This is a genomic window from Pseudomonas sp. WS 5503, from assembly GCF_012985385.1.
GTDB lineage: Bacteria > Pseudomonadota > Gammaproteobacteria > Pseudomonadales > Pseudomonadaceae > Aquipseudomonas > Aquipseudomonas paracarnis.
In genome coordinates, this window is the sequence record NZ_JAAQWI010000008.1 from 106652 (window position 1) to 125046 (window position 18395).

The 18395-nt window shown below is 54.2% G+C and carries 14 protein-coding genes and 1 pseudogene; 5 read left to right on the forward strand and 10 right to left on the reverse strand.

The window, feature by feature from the left end; all coding sequences use genetic code 11:
- Window positions 1-84: 84 nt before the first annotated feature.
- Window positions 85-325: pseudogene (locus tag HBO10_RS31390) on the reverse strand (exodeoxyribonuclease V subunit alpha); the annotation flags it as partial.
- A 249-nt stretch (window positions 326-574) separates the two neighbouring features.
- Here HBO10_RS31390 and HBO10_RS20385 point away from each other — a divergent pair.
- From HBO10_RS20385 to radC, 5 genes are all read left to right on the forward strand, one after another.
- A complete protein-coding gene (locus tag HBO10_RS20385; protein WP_017528834.1) occupies window positions 575-904 on the forward strand; it encodes a hypothetical protein in 330 nt (109 codons plus the stop codon).
- Window positions 905-975: 71 nt separating this feature from the next.
- Window positions 976-1944, forward strand: coding sequence for a DUF932 domain-containing protein (locus HBO10_RS20390; RefSeq protein WP_017528835.1), 969 nt, complete (start codon window positions 976-978; stop codon window positions 1942-1944).
- Between the two features lie 110 nt (window positions 1945-2054).
- Window positions 2055-3059 carry a lambda-exonuclease family protein gene (locus HBO10_RS20395; RefSeq protein ID WP_146469954.1) on the forward strand — a complete coding sequence of 335 codons (1005 nt, stop codon included), beginning with the start codon at window positions 2055-2057 and terminating at the stop codon, window positions 3057-3059.
- A gap of 78 nt (window positions 3060-3137) precedes the next feature.
- The gene (locus HBO10_RS20400; protein ID WP_017528837.1) at window positions 3138-4058 is read left to right on the forward strand and encodes a hypothetical protein; all 921 of its coding nucleotides are present in this window, start codon (window positions 3138-3140) and stop codon (window positions 4056-4058) included.
- 51 nt (window positions 4059-4109) lie between these two features.
- Complete coding sequence (gene radC / locus HBO10_RS20405) at window positions 4110-4607, forward strand: DNA repair protein RadC (protein WP_017528838.1); 498 nt, start codon at window positions 4110-4112, stop codon at window positions 4605-4607.
- 180 nt (window positions 4608-4787) lie between these two features.
- On the opposite strand, the gene HBO10_RS20410 is transcribed toward radC, so the two are convergent.
- The 9 genes from HBO10_RS20410 to HBO10_RS20450 form a co-directional block, all read right to left on the reverse strand.
- Window positions 4788-7838, reverse strand: coding sequence for a DEAD/DEAH box helicase family protein (locus HBO10_RS20410; RefSeq protein WP_017528839.1), 3051 nt, complete (start codon window positions 7836-7838; stop codon window positions 4788-4790).
- Between the two features lie 10 nt (window positions 7839-7848).
- Entirely contained in the window at window positions 7849-9729 is a 1881-nt protein-coding gene (locus HBO10_RS20415; RefSeq protein ID WP_026067335.1) for a site-specific DNA-methyltransferase, read from the reverse strand.
- An 81-nt stretch (window positions 9730-9810) separates the two neighbouring features.
- Window positions 9811-12504, reverse strand: a complete 2694-nt coding sequence (locus HBO10_RS20420; protein ID WP_017528841.1) for an ATP-binding domain-containing protein — start codon at window positions 12502-12504, stop codon at window positions 9811-9813.
- A complete protein-coding gene (locus HBO10_RS20425; protein ID WP_017528842.1) occupies window positions 12501-13202 on the reverse strand; it encodes a DUF4391 domain-containing protein in 702 nt (233 codons plus the stop codon). The genes HBO10_RS20420 and HBO10_RS20425 overlap by 4 nt, the downstream gene beginning before the upstream one ends.
- Entirely contained in the window at window positions 13199-16498 is a 3300-nt protein-coding gene (locus HBO10_RS20430; RefSeq protein ID WP_026067336.1) for a helicase-related protein, read from the reverse strand. Before HBO10_RS20430 ends, HBO10_RS20425 begins: the two co-directional genes overlap by 4 nt.
- Entirely contained in the window at window positions 16485-16694 is a 210-nt protein-coding gene (locus tag HBO10_RS20435; RefSeq protein WP_017528844.1) for a hypothetical protein, read from the reverse strand. Before HBO10_RS20435 ends, HBO10_RS20430 begins: the two co-directional genes overlap by 14 nt.
- 3 nt (window positions 16695-16697) lie before the next feature.
- On the reverse strand, window positions 16698-16862 hold the full coding sequence (locus HBO10_RS20440) for a hypothetical protein (RefSeq protein WP_169922097.1): 165 nt from the start codon (window positions 16860-16862) through the stop codon (window positions 16698-16700).
- A gap of 309 nt (window positions 16863-17171) precedes the next feature.
- Entirely contained in the window at window positions 17172-17372 is a 201-nt protein-coding gene (locus HBO10_RS20445; protein WP_017528845.1) for an AlpA family transcriptional regulator, read from the reverse strand.
- A 271-nt stretch (window positions 17373-17643) separates the two neighbouring features.
- Entirely contained in the window at window positions 17644-18300 is a 657-nt protein-coding gene (locus HBO10_RS20450; protein ID WP_017528847.1) for an inovirus Gp2 family protein, read from the reverse strand.
- Between the last annotated feature and the right edge of the window lie 95 nt (window positions 18301-18395).

Consider the following 18395-nt stretch of genomic DNA (forward strand, 5'->3'; position numbering starts at 1 on the left):
GTACAAGCAGTGAGCTCGACCATGGCTGGCCAAGGTCACTACCGAAGCGCAGTATGCCGGTTACAATTGCTTCAACGCCCCCACTCAGGTTCGCTGACGCTTCTCCAGCTCAGCCTGCAATTGCGGCGCCAGCCCGCCGATACGCTGCACATTGTGACTCACGGCACCTTCCCTCGGCCTGGCCTCGACCAGGCTGAACCAGCCCTTGGCTCGTGTGATTACGGTGTATATAAAGCTACTTGGTCAGCACGGGATTCAGCACATCAGGCAATTCCAACGCGGTATGGCTGAATTCCGAGCTTTGAGACTTGTGCACCCTCATCGCAACCTGCAGACAGGTTGTCGCGTGATACCAAATTCTTCATCGGCATGGGCGATTCGACTTAGAAAAAACCAAATCACTTGCTCCAAGACAGTTTTTTCGAGACGAGACGCTCCCTAATTCGATCTGAATTCAGTTCAAAAAAATTTCAAACCTATATCACCTCGATGAACACCCTACCGTATTGATTGCGGCAGGGAATTTGGCGTGCCTGCTTTTGGCTGAGCACGCTCATCATTGGAGGATTTGCGTATGTATGCCCCCTGCCCTAGCTGCAACTCTGGACGTGTCGTCACGAAAAATATCGGTAAACAAGCGGGTGGATTAATTGGGGTCGCCGGCGGTGCAGCCAGTGGAGCCGCCGGAGCCTTATCGGCGGCGGAAGCCGGTGCGGTAATCGGTGTGGTCGGTGGGCCGGTCGGGATCACTATTGGCAGTCTTGCTGGAGCGATTTTGGGTGGTCTGGTCGGCGGGGTCGCCGGTGGGATTGCCGGCGCCACGCTGGGTGAACAAATGGATGACAAGGTACTGAACAACTTCCAGTGCCTAGAGTGCGGTTACAGCTTCAGCGTCAACCGTTAAGTCGTTGTGAACAGGCGCCGTGCCTCACTGAAAAGGCGCCGTCTCCCCTTTATTCGCAAGGAAACATTCCCATGGCACACCTGATCGAACAAATGGCTTACGTCGGCGCTACTCCCTGGCATGGTCTGGGCAGTCGCCTTTCCGAGAAGCAACCGCTGGAAATCTGGCAACGCGAAGCCGGCATGGATTGGAAGATTCAAGAAAGCCCAGTTCACTTCAAGGCTGACAGCATCGGCCCATTGGGAACCATCCACTCGTTCCCGGAACAAAAAGTGCTTTACCGCTCCGATACCAAGGCACCGCTCTCCGTCGTGTCCAACCGGTACCAAATCGTACAACCGCGTGAGGTCCTGGAGTTCTACCGAGATCTAACTGAAGTATCCGGCTACGAGCTGGAAACGGCGGGCGTGCTGAAAGGTGGTCGCAAGTTTTGGGCGTTGGCACGTACCGGACAAACGGCCGAATTGAAAGGCCATGACCAGGTAAACGGCTACCTATTATTGGCCACCTCCTGCGATGGAACCCTAGCCACCACAGCGACGCCAACCACGGTTCGGGTGGTCTGCAACAACACCCTGACCATCGCTCTTGATGGTACGACCCGTGCGATCAAAGTGCCTCATAACACCCGCTTTGATCCGCAAGTGGTGAAAAAGCAGTTGGGCATCGCCGTTTCGCAATGGGATGAGTTTATGTACCGGATGCGGAATTTGGCTGAACGCAAAGTACAGTGGCATGAGGCAATGGGTTTCTTCATGAACGTGCTGTGTGACGTCTCCCCACACAGCACGTTGCCGGAAGTCCTCCCCAACGAACGGGCGCTGCGTAGAGTCCAAGAACTGTACGAAGGCCAAGGTCGCGGCGCAACGCTGGAATCATCTCGCGGAACGGCCTGGGGCTTGCTCAACGCCGTCACCGAGTACGTCGACCATGAACGACGGGCTCGGAGTAATGAGTACCGCATGGACTCGGCCTGGTTCGGCCAAGGGGCTGCGATCAAACAGCGTGCCCTGAGCGTAGCCCTTCAACTCGCCGCCTAGTGGGGTTACTCGCGGTTACTTTCGGCTCGTACGTCTTGTTCCTCTCACCTATTAAAACGCCTGATCAGCTTGCTGCTGGTCAGGCGTTTTTTATGCATTAGGGAATACTCATGACCTCTCAAACACTACCAAAAACCACCGTAAAAACCCGGCCAGCGTTACGCCTGGTTGGCACCAAACAATTGCCGCGTGAAGATTGGCTGGCGGTACGTAAAGGCGGCATCGGCAGCTCGGATGCAGCCGCCGCTGTCGGCCTCAACCCTTATAAGTCTCAGTTGGAGCTGTGGCTGGAAAAAACCGGACGCGATGCCTCCTTGCCCAGGATCGATCCTCAGGACGAGGAGAGTCCGGCGTACTGGGGCAACGTCCTCGAACCCATCGTCGCCTGGCATTACAGCAAGCGCAGTAGCAATCGAGTGCGGCGAATCAATGCCGTGCTGCAGCATCCCAATCCAAAACTGCCCTGGATGCTGGCCAACATCGACCGCGAGGTGATCGGTGCCGACGATGTACAGATCCTTGAATGCAAAACCGCCGGCATCAACGGTGCTCGCCTATGGAAGGAGGGTGTGCCCGAATATGTGCAGTTGCAGGTCATGCATCAGTTAGCCGTAACTGGCAAACAGGCGGCGGATGTCGCAGTACTGCTAGGTGGCCAGCACCTGGAGATTCACCGCATCGAACGGGACGAGTCGATAATTGCTCGGCTGATTGATCTGGAGCGGCTGTTTTGGGATTACGTGGTCAGCGATACCCCACCACCGGCCGATGGTACGGTCTCATCGGAAGCGGCGTTACGCTACCTCTACCCCGAGGACAACGGCCAGACTCTGGACTTTAGTCAGCACCCAGAGCTGGCCACCAGCTACCTGGAGCTCAAAGCTGTTCGCCAGTGCATTGCCGAGCAGGAAACGCGTGAGGCGCAGCTCAAGCAAGTCCTGCAACAGGCCCTGGGCACAGCCACCCGTGCAGAGTTTGCCGAGGGCTATATCAGTTGGAAGAAGTCCAAGGACAGCACCGGCTTGGATATCGAACAGATGCTCAAGGACAAACCCTACCTGCAGGCCCGCTACTCCAAGATCAAAACTGGCAGTCGCCGCTTTCTGATCGGCTGAATCCTCACCTCTCGCCCAAGCCACCTGGACCCTTCACGTCCCGGTGGCTTTTTCATTTCCAGATCAAGGATAACCACCATGCTCAAAGGTTTAGTGATCACCCCTCCGGTACTCGGGCGCATTTCCATCGGCAAGGTTGTCGAGAAAAACGGCAAACGCCTGCCGGAGAAAGACGATCAGTTCACCCTCACCTCCCAGGTACAAAGCCGCGACGGCTGGTTGCTGCACCCGCTCAATGAGGAATTACGCAACGGCCAGGACGGCAAGCTGCGCAGCATTCCCATGCGTTTACTGTTCAACGAGCCGGATCTGAATTTTCGTGCGGACTACAGCTTGTTCGACCGTAATACCGGCCGGCCACTGTGCGTCGGCAATGGTGAGACCTGCAAGCGTTTGACGAAGGACGGCATCCAGTCGCTTCCCTGTCCCTCACCGGATGTGTGTTCACTCGCTCAAGGCAATGCCTGCAAGCCTTACGGCCGGTTGAACGTAGTAATTGGCAATGACGATCCACTGGGCAGCTTTGTCTTTCGCACCACGGGCTACAACAGCATCCGCACCCTGGCAGCGCGTCTGCATTATCTGCAAGCAATCTCCGGCAATCGCCTGGCCTGTCTACCGCTGGAGCTGCGTCTACGTGGTAAGTCCACTCGGCAAAGCCACGGTACACCGATCTTCTACGTGGACATCACGGTACGCAGTGGGCTGAGCCTGGAAGACGCGTTGCTTGAAGCCAAACAGCGGGAAGAAACCAGACAAGCTTCGGGCTTTGACCAGAGCGCCTTGGATCTCGCGGCCCGCCAGGGATTTAAAAATGGAGCTTTTGAAGACAGCGAAGAGGACACCGGCGCCATCGTCGAGGAATTTTTCCCCGCCATTGAGGATCAGCCCGGCCTTGTAGCCCACCAAGTCCAACTGACAGCGCCTGCCAAACCCTCACTCGCTCAAAAACTGGATTCGCAAGCCACGCGGCACAACAGCAAGCCCACAGTCCAGTGACCCCCTCTCGACATTCCCAGCGTTCTCACGCACTCGTATAGGAATACCCGCATGAAATATCACAAGCTCAGAGCCGGTGAAGAAACCGGCACCTATGTCATGGACTCTCCGGTTACCGAAGCCGACATCCTGCAAATGGCGCAACAACTTGCGATGAGTCGTCTGTCTAAAGGTCGAGCACTGACTGAGCCAAGACACGTATTCAGTCATCTGCAAACACTGCTGCAGTACCATGAATACGAAGTCTTTGCTGTGCTGCTACTCGACAGCAAGCACCGGGTGATTGGTTTCAGGGAGCTATTCAGAGGCACACTGGACGGTGCCAGTGTGTATCCACGGGAAGTGGTCAAGATCGCTCTGGAGCATAATGCGGCAGCGGTGATCTTGGTGCACAACCATCCCTCTGGCGATCCGGAGCCCAGCCAAGCCGATCGCACGCTGACCGCCACCCTCAAGAACGCCCTCGACATGATCGGCACCCGGATATTGGATCATGTGGTGGTGGGCTGTGAAGGTTGCGTATCGCTGGCCGAACGAGGTTATTTGTAATCCCTAATTTTTCGCTTATGGGCATCAAACAACATCTCATAGCCTTGGCTGGGATAAAAGAAAAGTCCTGTTTGAGCAACCCTTTAGCGGCTCAAAACAGGACTTTCTTTTTTTTGTCAGGAATACCCTGATAAGCGACAGATCATTTTTGAGTTAGACCCGATTGGACATAGATCCTGCTTACTTCACCAGCTCCATCAGCTTCCCGAAGTTGTTCACCACATCGTATTTGACGTTCTCGGGGGCGTACTTCCTATTGATCTCGGCGAAGAACTTCCGTGCACATTCTATCTTTGTCGCCTCAATCGGGCGCAAATCCATTGATGACATTGACCCTTTGGTTTCAGCCACAAAGTACACATGCTTGATCGCTCCTTCCTTGAACGAAATCGCCCAGTCGGGGTTGTAATCGCCAACCGGCGTCGGGATCAGGAAGCCGCGCGGTAATTTGGCATACACGACAACGTCGGTACAGGTGTCCAACTCTTTCACAAACTCGCGCTCGATGCCGGAATCGGTGATCACGTAGTCGTAGATGTGGCGCTTCAGCTTATCACCGGCCTTGGTGAAGTCCTGCTTGGTCTGTCCTAGGGTGAAGATGTCCAGTTCGAACTTGTCCTCGACGGAGTCGTAGGCCAAATGCTCGATAATCATCGTCGCCTTCTGCTCATTGATCAGTCGAATTGCTTCGGTGATGAAGCTTTCAGGATTGGTACGAAACTGCGCAAATACCGCAACACTGACGCCCTTAAGGATGTCCGCCGTAGTGCGTCGGGTCAGTCGCGTTCCCTCGGCAACCTTACCAATGAGGTCGTACTTCACCGTTGAATGAATTGACTGCTTGTCGTACTCGACAGTTGTTTCAGAAACCTTGAAACCATCACCACTCTTCAGCGCATCGGCAGTCACTTGATCAATCTGCTCACCTTTCTGGATCGTGTACTGCAAGGGCGTCACCCGTAGGCTCTTGTCCAGCTCCTCGACCGCTTTCTTGACCAGTTCCGCCGAATCAAAGTCGACACTGTAGGCTGCCTTGCGATTGATTCGATTCCACAGCTCCTTGAATTCCTGTTTGTCGAAGTTGCTGTTGAGCGGATTCTTCTTTGGCCGACGGTCGTCGCTGATCTCAAACATCTGACCGTCGCTGAAGACGCTGTCGATCAGCTGGTACACCTGCTCGGCATGAGCCTGCAGTTCCGGGGGTAGCGGAGCCAGGGTGCCTCCCCTCTTGGCGTCGTGGTACGCGCCTGTAATGTGGTCCGCATCGTCGCTGTAGTCGTTCTTAAGCAGGTACTTGTAGATCTGCTTGGCCAGCTGCGGCGTGACTTCAATATCGCCAGTCGGGGTTTTGAGCACCTTGCCGGTGAAATAGGCTTCGTCGGCGACCTTAGGGCGTGCCGACAAGGACTCGCTGATGTCTTTCTGCAGCGCAGATACGAAGTCCTTATAGCTCTCGCTCGCCACCACGGTTAGCACGTTTACGTCATGGACGATGGCGGGGTGATCCATTCGGTCGCCGGTCTGGTTAACGGACAAGCGCAGACCACGACCAACTTCCTGCCGCCGCGAAATGGTGTTGTCGCTGTGCTTGAGCGCACAAATGACGAACACATTTGGGTTGTCCCAGCCTTCACGCAAAGCAGAGTGCGAGAAGATAAAACGCACCGGCTCGGCAAAAGACAGCAAGCGCTCCTTGTCCTTCAGAATCAGATCGTAGGCATCCACATCATTGGACAGCCCTGCGTTTTCTCCGCGTTTCTCCACATCTGGATCGGCCAGCCGCTTGGTCTTCTTGTCGATGGAGAAGTAGCCGCTGTGCGTCCTGCCTGCATCGATACCCTTCAGGTACTTGATGTACGGCGTTTCATCCAGGTCCAGTACTTCGTTCAGGTACTGCCGGTATTCCTCTTCGAAGATACGTGCGTAGTCGCCCTTCTCGTCCGCTGCCGAGTAATCGCGGTACTTGGCCACTTCATCAATGAAGAACAAGGTCAACACCTTGATGCCTTGCTGGAATAGGGCCAGCTCTTTATCGAAGTGCGCCTTGATAGCTTCCCGAATCTGGATGCGGCGTAGCGCTTCTTCGTTGACATCCCCGCTAGCCTCGCCAACAAAGAGCTCCTCGCCGTTGGTGAAACTCAGAGTATCCGTGTTGGCATTGATGTCCGCGACCACATAGCCACGGTACTGATCCAGCTCGTTTGAAAAACCATCAGAGAAGAGGTTGTCGCCCTTGGAAAGCTTGCGCACCACACGCTTGATCTCGCCGCTCTTGAGCTTCTGCTCAAACTCGACACGCGCCTCCGGGGGCTTCTTGGTCGAGATTTCGATTGACTGAAGGTACAGGTAGGCATTGGTACCAGCCAAGCCCTTCACCGAGATGCCGCGCACTGCAATCTTCTTAACCAGCTTCTGGTTGTAGGCGTCCAACGCGTCCAGTCGGTGGATCTTGTTATGCGTAGTTTTGTGGGTAGCCGAGTAGCGCAACACCATCAGCGCCTTGAATTCCTCCAAAGACTTCAGGGTTGCTGCGCCTTCCATTTTCTGCGGCTCGTCCAGGATCAGGATCGGGCGGTTGGCGCTGATCACATCAATCGGGCGGCGAGATTGGAAATCATCCAGCTCGTCGTAAATGCGCCGGTTGTCTGCGCCACGGGCGGCAAACGCCTGCACGTTGATCACCATCACGTTGATCCCGGCGTCCGACGAAAAGCTCTCCAGGTGGTGCAGTTGCTTGGAGTTGTAGATGAAGAAGCGCGCCTTCTTGTGGTACGTCTCCAGAAAGTGCTCGGCCGTGATTTCCAGCGACTTGGCCACACCCTCGCGGATGGCAATGCTGGGCACAACGATGATGAACTTGCTCCACCCGTATTGTTTGTTTAGCTCGAAGATGGTCTTGATGTAGCAATAGGTCTTGCCGGTACCGGTTTCCATCTCGATGTCGAGATTGACCTTGCCGACCTTGGTTTTCACCAACTCGGTGGACTGCGGCAGGTTCTGCTGATGCTGCACCTGGGTGATGTTCTCCAGCAACGCAACATCTGTCAGCTTCAGGTCTGCGTTCTTGAACCCTGATTCAGCAAAGAGGTCTTCCACCCCCTTCTTGGCCTTACCCGGATCGACGCGGTAGCTGGTGGCCTCCATCGAGGCAGCTGGTTGACCTTTGAAACAGTCAACCGCGGCTTGCACCGCAGCCGTCTGGTAGGCCTGCGTCTTGAATTTAAGTTTCATCGCAGCCCCCTTAGATGCATTTGACGTCGGTGGCCGGCGACAAGAGCTTGAAAATCTGCTCGACGTTGATCTTGACCGTGCTGTTTTTGAACCCCGCATCGCGGAACACGACTCGCAGCGGCACGTGCTTAGCCAGTTCCTTAACAAAGACTTCGTCGATACTGCCGCTGGCATCGAAGCAAGCGGCTAATGCGTTGCCATCGACAAAGAAGACATCCTTGCCCTGGATGGCCTGTTTGGCGATGGGCAGCGCCAAATCAACGCCCCAGTCCAGCATCACCTGGAACAGCAGATCTTCAGGGGTGCGGTCAGGCTTGATATTGTCTACGAAAAGGTCAAGGTTCTCCTTGTCAAGTGCGTCTGGGGAGTAGAAGACATCTGCCAAGTTTGATGTATCAATCCGAAGCGCACGGAAGCCAACGTCATTTTTCGAGTACTTGTGGTTGTCCCCTCTGAGAACTTCCTTTCCGCAGCGGCGCAGGCGCTCCTTCGTTATGGCAGCAATATTCGAGTATCCATTTTTATACGCAACGGTTTCTTCAGAACACGCTTCCGCGATCTGAACTACGATGTATTTTCTATTGATCCCATCTTCCGAGTTAAGCTGTAAGACCGCTTGCGCAGTTGTTCCCGAACCACCAAAGAAGTCCAGGAACAGATCGCCGTCTTTGGCAGAGACAAGGTTAAAGAGCCGCTTAATTAGCTTTGTTGGCTTGGGGGCGCTAAAAGGGCTTTCGTTGTCAAATAGATCTTTAATTTCTTTTGTTGCTTCGCGATTCTCCCCAGCATAATCAAATGACCACCAAGTCCATGGAACCATCCCCTCCTCGCGTTCCAGCCAGAATTTCTTACGCTGGGCCATCCCATTGCCGTCTTTACCAAAGTAAATTCGATCGTCAGCCAATAACACTTCGAATTTTTCCTTTGTAGTACTCCAACACCGTCCCGCTGGAGGCATAAGAACTCGCCCACCAGGCGTGGTGATAGGGTAAGTCAAATTAGGTCGAAGATTTGGCGCATGAAATGGAACCGCAAGCCAATCCCCTCTTGGGTCGTTATCGCGATTGGTATAGGTTGCGCGCTGCTTTTCATCCGCATCGACACGAAGTATTTGTGCTTTTGTAATGTCTCGCGCATAAGCCAGAATATATTCGTGAGCAGTAGAAACAAGGCGCGCATCATTTCTTCTTGTGAGTGTCTTTTGCCAAACGAAGCATGTGATGAAGTTTTCGCTTCCGAATACCTCATCGCAAATGCTTCTCAACCGGCTGACTTCATTGTCGTCAATTGATATGAATATAACGCCATCATCTTGCAGCAGATTCCTTGCCAGCCTCAGTCTTGGAAAAATCATTGTGAGCCAGTCCGAGTGAAACCGCCCATTGGCCTCGGTATTGAGGACTAAACGATTATTCTCCGTATCGGTCTGATTTGATCTCGCTAGATAGTCGCCGAAGCCTTCCGCAAAGTCATCGTCATATACGAAATCTCCCCCAGTGTTGTATGGAGGGTCGATGTAAATTGCTCTTACCTTGCCAAGGTAGTTATCCTGGATCAACTTCAGTGCATCAAGGTTATCGCCTTCGATGAAAATATTCTTCGTGGTATCAAAGTCCACGCTTTCCTCACGGCAGGGCCTAAGCGTCTTGGCAATGGGCGCATTCGCCGTCAACAGGGCCTCGCGCTTCCCTGGCCAGTTCAAGTGGTAGCGCTCTTGAGGGCCTTCGACAATTGATTCAGCCAACTCTTGTCGCAGTTGATCAAAGTCCACCGCCAGCTTCACCGCGCCATTTTCGCCCTTGGCTTCGGTGATGCAGTGCGGGAACAATTCGCGAATACGGGCGACGTTGTCCTGCGTGAGATTGGGTGAGTGCATTTTCAGTTTTTCCAAGTTCTTTTCCTCTAGCAGCCGTACTTCCTTGAAAGAAACTCAGCGGCTCAGTTCAAGTTCGTTTTGATAAATTCAGTCGCCTTATTGCCAGTCCTGGCAAAAGTGCACGCGCAGACTCTCGATAGTTGATGGCAAGATACCATCACAGGTCACGCCCAGATAAGTGGCCGCACGAGTGGTACCCACGTACAAGTATTTGTCGAAGAGAGCAGGATGTAGCTCGGCAAGCTGGTCGACGCCAATAAAGAAAACAGCCTCAAACTCCAGGCCCTTGATGTGCTGGATATCGAATACGCGCACATTGCTTTCTTGCCCTACCGCCTGGCCCTCACGGCAGGCGATGACCTGAATGTTGTGCTCGGCTAGGGCGGCATTCAGTGCCTCAGCCACCGGGGCCACGTCGTTTTCGGTATTCACAAAGATGGCGGTGGACGGCAATTGGCCAACAAAGCGCTCAATCTCACGAATGCGATCTGCGAGCCAGCCAACAACGACCACTGTCTCGCCGGCATGCTCCAATAAGACAGGTGCCACGCCAGAGCTATCCATATTCGCGGGTAAGCTGACGTTTTGCTCGGTGCCAGCGACGGCGTGGATCATGGCACGAGCCAAGTCGTTCAGTTGCTTGCTCTGACGGTAGGAGACGGTGATCTCCTTGATGACGAAGTCGGCAAAGACCCACTTCAAGTCGTCAGCGGAACGCGCGCCCCAGGTAGTTAGGCGCTGGTTGAAGTCGCCGCAGGCAAAGAACGAGCGCAGTTGTGGGTGAGCCAGTGCTGCCATGCAGGCGAGCTGAATAGGCGAAAAATCGGTCGCTTCGTCCACCAATACTTGGTTGCGGTAATGCCCTAGGATGGGCTGGAGCGATGACCAAGCGGGGCTGTCGATATCGCGCAGGACGCTGGGCCGGCTGATCAGGTCGCCTGCGGCGCGCAAGATGGCCAGCAGCACAATATCGAGTTCGAGTGGATGGATGTCGCGTGCCTCGAAGCCCTCGCTGCGATACCAGTTTCCGGTTTCTTGGCGTTCTCGCCGGAACGCACGGTAGTGTTTGGGAATGCCGTCGAGGTAGCGCTTGACCGGGCTCACGAAGCGCCGGGCGTTGGTCTGCACCAGAAGACTCGCTCCCACATCTGCACGGTCGGTCTCTGCCAGGCCACGATCGGCCAGCCACTCAATGATTTTGCCGTTGCGAGAGGTCTTGTTCAGCATACGCTTGGAGGCCGCTGACCGAGCCTGAGCACGCACGGCTTGCATGTAGGCGTTGAGAGCAGCCGCGCGCCCCGTGCGCGATGTTGTGGTGTCTTCTTCCTCGTCGGCATCGAAATCGTCTTGCTCGTCGGTCTCAGTTGCCTGCGCCTGCTGCAAACTGTCGATGACACGAGCTAACTCATCTAAAAATGCCCGGTTGCGGTTGAGCTGCAGGTTGAGCGCAGCTTTGATCTTGCCGTCAGAAGCTTCCTTCAGACTAGTGACGAGCGCCTGCACCTTGGGGAGCTCTGCGGCCAATGATCCGAATGTGGTGGCCAGAGTGCTATCACCGGCACGCGCTAAGATGTCTTGCAAGCGTGCGCCCAAGCTTTTGACGTCAGGGGTCTTGGCATCATGGAGTAGAGCCGCTGCTTCATGCAGCTCCTGCACGTAGGCGCTGCGTTGCCATGCATCGAAATCGTCAAACCATTGGATAGGCCGGTCGAGCGCAGCTTCGCTAAGGCTAGGCAAGCTCTCTTTCAGAACGAAGGTGCCACCGCCAGAAGCAGTTCTGAGAACACCAAAAGCATTTCTGGCCAGCTCGCGCCGATAGTCCTGCCAAGTTCTGATGCGCAGATCTGAGGCAGGAACGCCTTCTCGGGCAAAAGCCTCTTTGAGGTACTGCTTGAGCAGTTCGGTAGGCGTGAACATCAGCCAGCTATTGGAATGCGCAACGCCTTGCGCTGCAGCAACTGTCTCAGCCAGGCGTTGCTCGCCGTCTTCCAGAAAAGCAGTGTCGAGCTTTTGGCCGAGGCGCCGGATCAGGGTCGTCGTTTTGCCGGTACCGGGTGGACCCAAGATCAGCAGGCGCTTGTCGAGAGGAAGACGGAAAATCTCGTCTTGGTATTGATCGAGTACGGGCTGATCCCGCAACCCCATCTTGGTGATGACGCTGCGGCGAACGCCGTCGATGATGTTGGCCTTGACGGTCTCCTCAGCCAGCAATTGGCCCAGGATATCTTCTGTGACCTCTTCCCCGGCAACCTCAGTCAGCAGCGCTCGCAGCGACTCGATGGTGAGAGGCCCGAAATGTTCGGCTTCAACCACGGTGTCGCGGGAGTCCCACCCATTGGCGAGTGCACTTGGCCGGAGCTGAGCTCGCTCAAGAACCTCAACAACGGTTCCATTGGGAAGCGTGAACTCTGCACCAATCGCCAATGAGGCCAATCGTCCAACAGGAGCCCGGTAGCTGGCCAAGTTGGGAAAACCCGATACCGGCGTAGTGCGGCAGATGTAGTAGGTTTTCTCTTCGCCCTCTTCATCAACGACCACAACGCGAGCAATGGCGGGCTCTGCCACCAATACCCGGTAGCTTTCGCGGTTCGCCTGGCTGATCTGATCCAGTCTTTGGATAGCCGAACTGGACGTCATCGTATTGATGCTTGCCAGGGCATCGGATCCCAGTGTTCGTCCATCAAGAAGCTTGCTCTTGGAGGCCTCGGCGATGCTTTCGAGTTGCGCTAACGCCTCGCCCGCGACCTGCTCGATGTGTCTCTTCGATTCGTCATTCAGGCTCTGCGTCATGCGCTATCCCTACCGGTCAACTGTTCAAGTTCGTTTCTTAGCTTTCGCAAGAGCGCGTTGATCTCTACCTTGCGGTTGAATTGCTTTTCTTTGGCAAGCTTGCTCGCGGCCTTCTCGACCTCACGCTGCTTCGCCGCAACCTGTTCGACACGAGCGACCAAGTCAACAAGGTCTTCTTGCTGGCGCGCAGGTGTTGGAATCAGACGGTGAAGCAACTGTTCGTACAAGCCACCCAAGTCGAGCGCCAATGGCATGACTGCGCGCTCCACATCGCTCGGTAACCACGCCGTCGCAAAGTAGTCGCTCAACACCCAACGGCTCGCGTCTGATTCGTTCGGGCGCTTGAACGCGGCGACTACCTGCGTTCGGCCGTCAAAGCTCAGCTCGAAGATGATGGGGAACTGCACCGCACCATCTATGCAGCGCAACACATCCAAATTCAGCTCCGACGTCTTGAGCTGGATGGCGAAGATCTGAAGCTCCGGCACATTGGGTCTAGCGGGCAGGTTGATCGTTTCCGGAGCCAGCTTGTATTGCCAGACGATCTGTTCCACTTGGTAAACGAACAAGTCTTTCAGTCGTGTGTTGGCTCCACTGTGTTCGTAGATCTTATTCTTTGGCAGGTTGCGGCCAAAAGCGGCCTGCTTCGGGTAGCTGATGAACGCGGCGTTCGACTCCCATGGAGATATATGACTCATCCGGCCTCCTGAATTATCAAGAAGGTGATGAGCTCGAAGTCATCCAGTCCGGCAATAGTGTTGACCAGCGCAGTGGTTTTGCCGCTGCTGAACAGGCTGTCCAGATCCTTCTCTTCCTTCACCTCGATCATCGAACGAATGGTCTTGCCAAGCAGGTCGGAATACACCTGCATCTGCCGCCCGTCAGCAGTTTCCTTGTTAAACAAACTGCAAGCCTCCGGAATGGGCTGCGCTTGGCCCTTGCAGCAACTGCGCACCAGATCGAGCAGGCGTTTGACCTCGGTGTGATCATGAATGACCTCACCCTCACGACTGATGTAGACGAGGTAATACGGGTGCAGACGATTATGATGGCTAACGCTGACGCTCGAGTTGCGGTTACGCAGTGTAAAGATCACCCCTGGACGCAGGCCAAGCTCAGGTTTAGCTGACACAGCGGCGTGCATGCCGCTCGGTACGTTGTTCAACTCACCATTGGCTTTGACGTAATTGAGCAAGTCCATGCGGAAGTCATTGAGCCCCAGATCTGTGATCGAAACGCCCGTTTTCAGGTCTTCCAGCTCGATGACTTCGTCTTGTAGGCGGCGCAACTGCTCCTTGCGGTAGGACACGTCGTTGGCTTGAGCGCTCAACACATTGTCGTCGCCCGTGGCAGTGACGTCGGCAATCATCATCCGGCTCTCGACACGCTCCTTGAGGTTGATGTACTCGTCGAGCGAGATGTCGGGCCAGTAATTGACCAGTTGGATGCTGCTGTTGGGCGATCCAATGCGATCCACTCGACCGAAGCGCTGGATAATGCGCACGGGGTTCCAGTGGATGTCGTAGTTGATGAGGTAGTCGCAGTCCTGCAGGTTCTGGCCCTCGGAGATGCAGTCGGTGCCGATCAGCAAGTCAATCTCTGCCGGTTCGTTGGGCAGCACGATGGCCTTTTCTTTGGATCGTGGCGAGAAGAGGGTGAGCAGCTCTTGGAAGTCGTAGCTTTTCTTTTGAGCTGTGTTTTTTAGCGTCGACTGAGGCGCGCTACTACCAGTGACCTTCGCTGTATGCAGGTTCTGATTGGCGAGCAGCTCAGTGGCCAGATTGTCATAGAGGTAATTGGCCGTATCAGCGAAAGCCGTGAAAATCAGTACTTTTTTATTACCTGGATTAATGGGATTGGCAATCTTGTCGAGTACTAGCGATTTCAGGTGCTGCAACTTGGCGTCTTCGACTGGCGTGATTTTGCTCATCGAGATCAGTAAAGCGGAGATGATTTCCAGGTCAACCTGGAGTTCATGCTCCCAAGAAGGCAGATCCATATCTGCCAGCTTTATCCGAATTGTGTTGCCGATTTCTAAGTCATGAAACGACGGAATACCGTCTTCTTCAGCGTCAATTGAACCCATGGCTTCTGTAAGGCTGGCGACCTCTGTTACACCGCCCCGGCTCTCGAACTCCTTAATCAGGCCGAGAACGCGCTGGTGGTTTTCTTTCAAAGCATTAAGTGTGCTGCGGAATGCATAAACAGAGCTTTCAAGGCGCTTCAGCAAGTTCGTTGTCATCAGCGCTACCAGGCTTTTTTCCCGGTCAACCTGACGTAGCTTGCCTCGACCGCCTTCAACCTGCGTGTCGTACATCTCTTCATACTTCGCCAATCTGCTAGGCAAGATGTAGCTGATGGGGGCATATACGGCGAGCTTGAGCAGAGACAACTGCTCGAAAATCTCGTTGAAACTCATTACATCCGTTCGCTGCTCAGCATCCACAACCAGTGGGCTACGGAACGACAAGGGCTTGCGCCGTTCAGGGAATTGCCCGATATCCGTGGTGTCGTAGAAGGTCTGAATGTGTTTACGCGAGCGTGCAATCGTGACGCTGTCTAGCAACTCGAAGAAATCGAAGTCGAGCGAGTCCAAAATGGCACGCGCCGTGCGTTCCTCGGGCGGAAGTTTTGACCAAGCGTTAAAACTGGCCTGCGCACCACGGAAAATTTCCTCGACAGTTTTGCCAGTTCTCAGCTTCTTGCTTAGGTTTTCGGAGTTGCCTTCGTAGGCTAGAGCGAGTTGGTTGCGCAGATCATTGAAGCGGTTGTTCACTGGGGTCGCTGAAAGCATTAGCACCTTGGTTTTCACACCCTCCTTGATGACTTTGTTCATCAGCTTCTGGTATCGGGTTTCCTTGTCCTTGAAAGCATCGTTGTTGCGGAAGTTGTGCGATTCATCGATGACGACGAGGTTGTAGTTACCCCAGTTGATGCGGTTGAGCGGAGTGCCAAACGACTCTCCACTCGTGCGAGTGAGGTCGGTATGGCACAGCACGTCGTAGCTGAATCGGTCACGAGCAAAGATGTTCGTCTTAAGGTTACGGTTGTAATTGAGCCAATTGTCCGCCAGTTTTTTGGGGCAGAGCACCAGCACCGACTTGTTGCGCAGTTCGTAATACTTGACGACGGCTAGGGCTGTGAAGGTTTTCCCCAAGCCGACGCTGTCCGCCAGGATGCAGCCGCTATAGGTTTCTAGCTTGTTGATGATCCCGGTGGCCGCATCCTTCTGGTAGTTGAAGAGCTTGTTCCAGATGAGCGTGTCCTGATAGCCGGTACGTTCGTTGGGTAAAACGTCCTCATCGATGTCGTCCAGGAACTCGTTAAAGATGTTGTAAAGCATTAGGAAATAGACGCTCTCGGGCGAGTTCTCCTGGTAGACAGCCGCAATGTGATCACAGATCTGCGTGGTGACGTCTTCCAGTTTTTCCGGGTCGCTCCAGATCTGATTGAACAGACTCAGGTAAGTTGCCGTGAAGGTTGGCTCGTCCATTTTGTTGACTAGGTTAGAGACAGCATTGCCTTGCTGGTAACCAAGATCGACGGCTGTAAAACCGTGCAATGGCATGTAAGAGGTGTCCCCTCCAGCAGATTGCACGCAGGCGAACTGCTGCATAGGGGCCTTGCTACGGTTGGACTTGAAGGTAGCCTTGCGCCGCATCCAATCTGCGCACTCTTTGGCAACCGCTCGCTGGGTGAGCTTGTTGCGCAACTGAATCTCGAACTCGCTGCCGTACAGGCTGCGCTCACGATCCAGCTTCGGGATGTGGAACTCTTTTCGCTCTTTGCGGACCTTGTCGGCAACCTCGTTGGCAACGAACGTTGGCGAGGTGAAGATGAAGTTCAGCTCGTCGAGTTTTTCCAGCTCAGCTTTCAGCGCTTCGAATGCATACATCGAAAAACAAGACGCTGCGATACTCAGGCGGGAACCGGGTTTTAGCGTCGCTTTGAGGTCGTCACCCAACAGCCTTGTAATATTGTCAATGAGCTCCATCGTTTCCCTTACCTTTTTTCGTCTCTTCCACTGACGGCGTTTCTGCCTGCAGCCCCTGTTCCTGAGCATATCTCAGTATCAATACCTCAATCATCGAGGCAATGGAGCGCCGCTCTCTGTCCGCTGCAATTCGCAGCAGTTGCTTGATGTCACTCGAGGTACGAATGGACAGGGTTTCGTCCTTGGGACGCTTCATGACTCAGTCCTGCAGTTTTTGTGCTGCAAATGTACTGCGTCGTGCCTTCAATAGCGACTCAAAAAATCCAGAACCAGGCGAACTGCTATTCCCACCCACTAAATCTAAGATCAGGGTCGCGATCGACACAGCAGCCGCAGCTTGCAGGTTCTCAACAAATTCAGACAAGACAGGTTACCAACTGGTCCACCACACGCTTAGCTCGGCACTGCTGACGAATACATCAAAGCGCTGCAGCACTTGCTCCAGATAGTCTGCATAGTCAGCTAACTGCCATTTTGTTAACGGCAGCGTTGCTGGTGCCTCCCCAAAGTGCGTGAGTCAAGTTCGTAGCTTTTGGTTCATGTGGTAGTGAGCTCAACCGTCTCGTCCAACATTTCAGATTTGACGCTTTAGAAATAAAAGGAAGATTTGGGCCACACAGTCAGCAGCAACTGCCGACCGCATGGCTTGAAGAAATCTCAGTCAATTAGCTGATCACGCCGTGAGAGACTCGTGAACATCCCGCGCCTCGATCCTGGCCATGACCCAACCCATCACCTCACTTTCAACCCAGCCGACAGCCCTGTCGCCCAATGACACGGGTTTTGGAAAGCTCCCCTCGCTGATGTACTTGTAAATTGTGGACCGACCTAGGCCGGTGGAATGCTGGACATCTTTCAGGCGAATGATCCTCATGAACTGGCTCCTCTTATCCGTTCAGAGGATTGGCGTGCTGGTGAAGAAGTACCTATTTGAGCGTCACCTCGCGGTCTGGCTGATTCAGCAAGCCAAACCATCCTTTTAAATAATTCGGCCGCGAGCAGTGATAGCAACGTGTCATTATGCGAACAGGGTTACCTGCTACTCCTAGGCTGACACTAGCCGATAGGCTGCCCTTGGCTCACACCAGGGCAGTCAAGTGCACGGTGAACTCTCACTTATTGGATGCACTCCCCATATGGTGCGCTCAGCTCCTACTGCAACCAAAACCATGACTGCCATCACCAAAGACTTTCGTCGCTGACTTGCAGAGGTAGCTCGCTCTGTAAAAGAATGCAGCCTGTCCTTCCGATTCACCGCGATTAAGGTAATAGAACGGATTGGTGGGAATCTCGACCAAGCCGCTGACAGCCTCTATTGGCAACCCCAGCGCACCGGCCCAAGCCCCTTCGAGGCGATTAAACATGTTGTCCCTGCCAGCCTCGAATTTACCCAAGGCCGTAAACGCATCTCGGTTGAGCAAGATTGCCAGGTGATAGTGGGGCTTACCATGCTGCCCCAGCTCCCGCGCCCAGACGTAGCGGACCTTGCTGTCATGGGCATGCTTGTTCAATTTCCGAGCCTGACTACGGTTATGCTTAATCTTGGCTTTGAACGATTCGATGAACCGTTCAATCACTTCATTGGTAAAAGTGTAATCGGGTAACTGAGTGTGGGCAGGAAGTCGTAGATCAACCCTAAATGCAAATACACGACTGTATTGGATAAGCGCCCGTCCCAACGTTTGATGAAGGCGGTTTAGGTATTCACTGATAAATGGGCCTTTAGCATCCTGCACAGCCAAGCCTAGGTAAGTAGATCCTGCATGGAGAGTTAGATTAGTGTTTTGATGATGTCGGGCCATGATGGTGCTCCAAGTATGTGGGCTCATACCATAAGCACGCCTAGTACAACTTTACTGAAAATCTGAAACAAGCATAGCCCTACGACTACTTACAC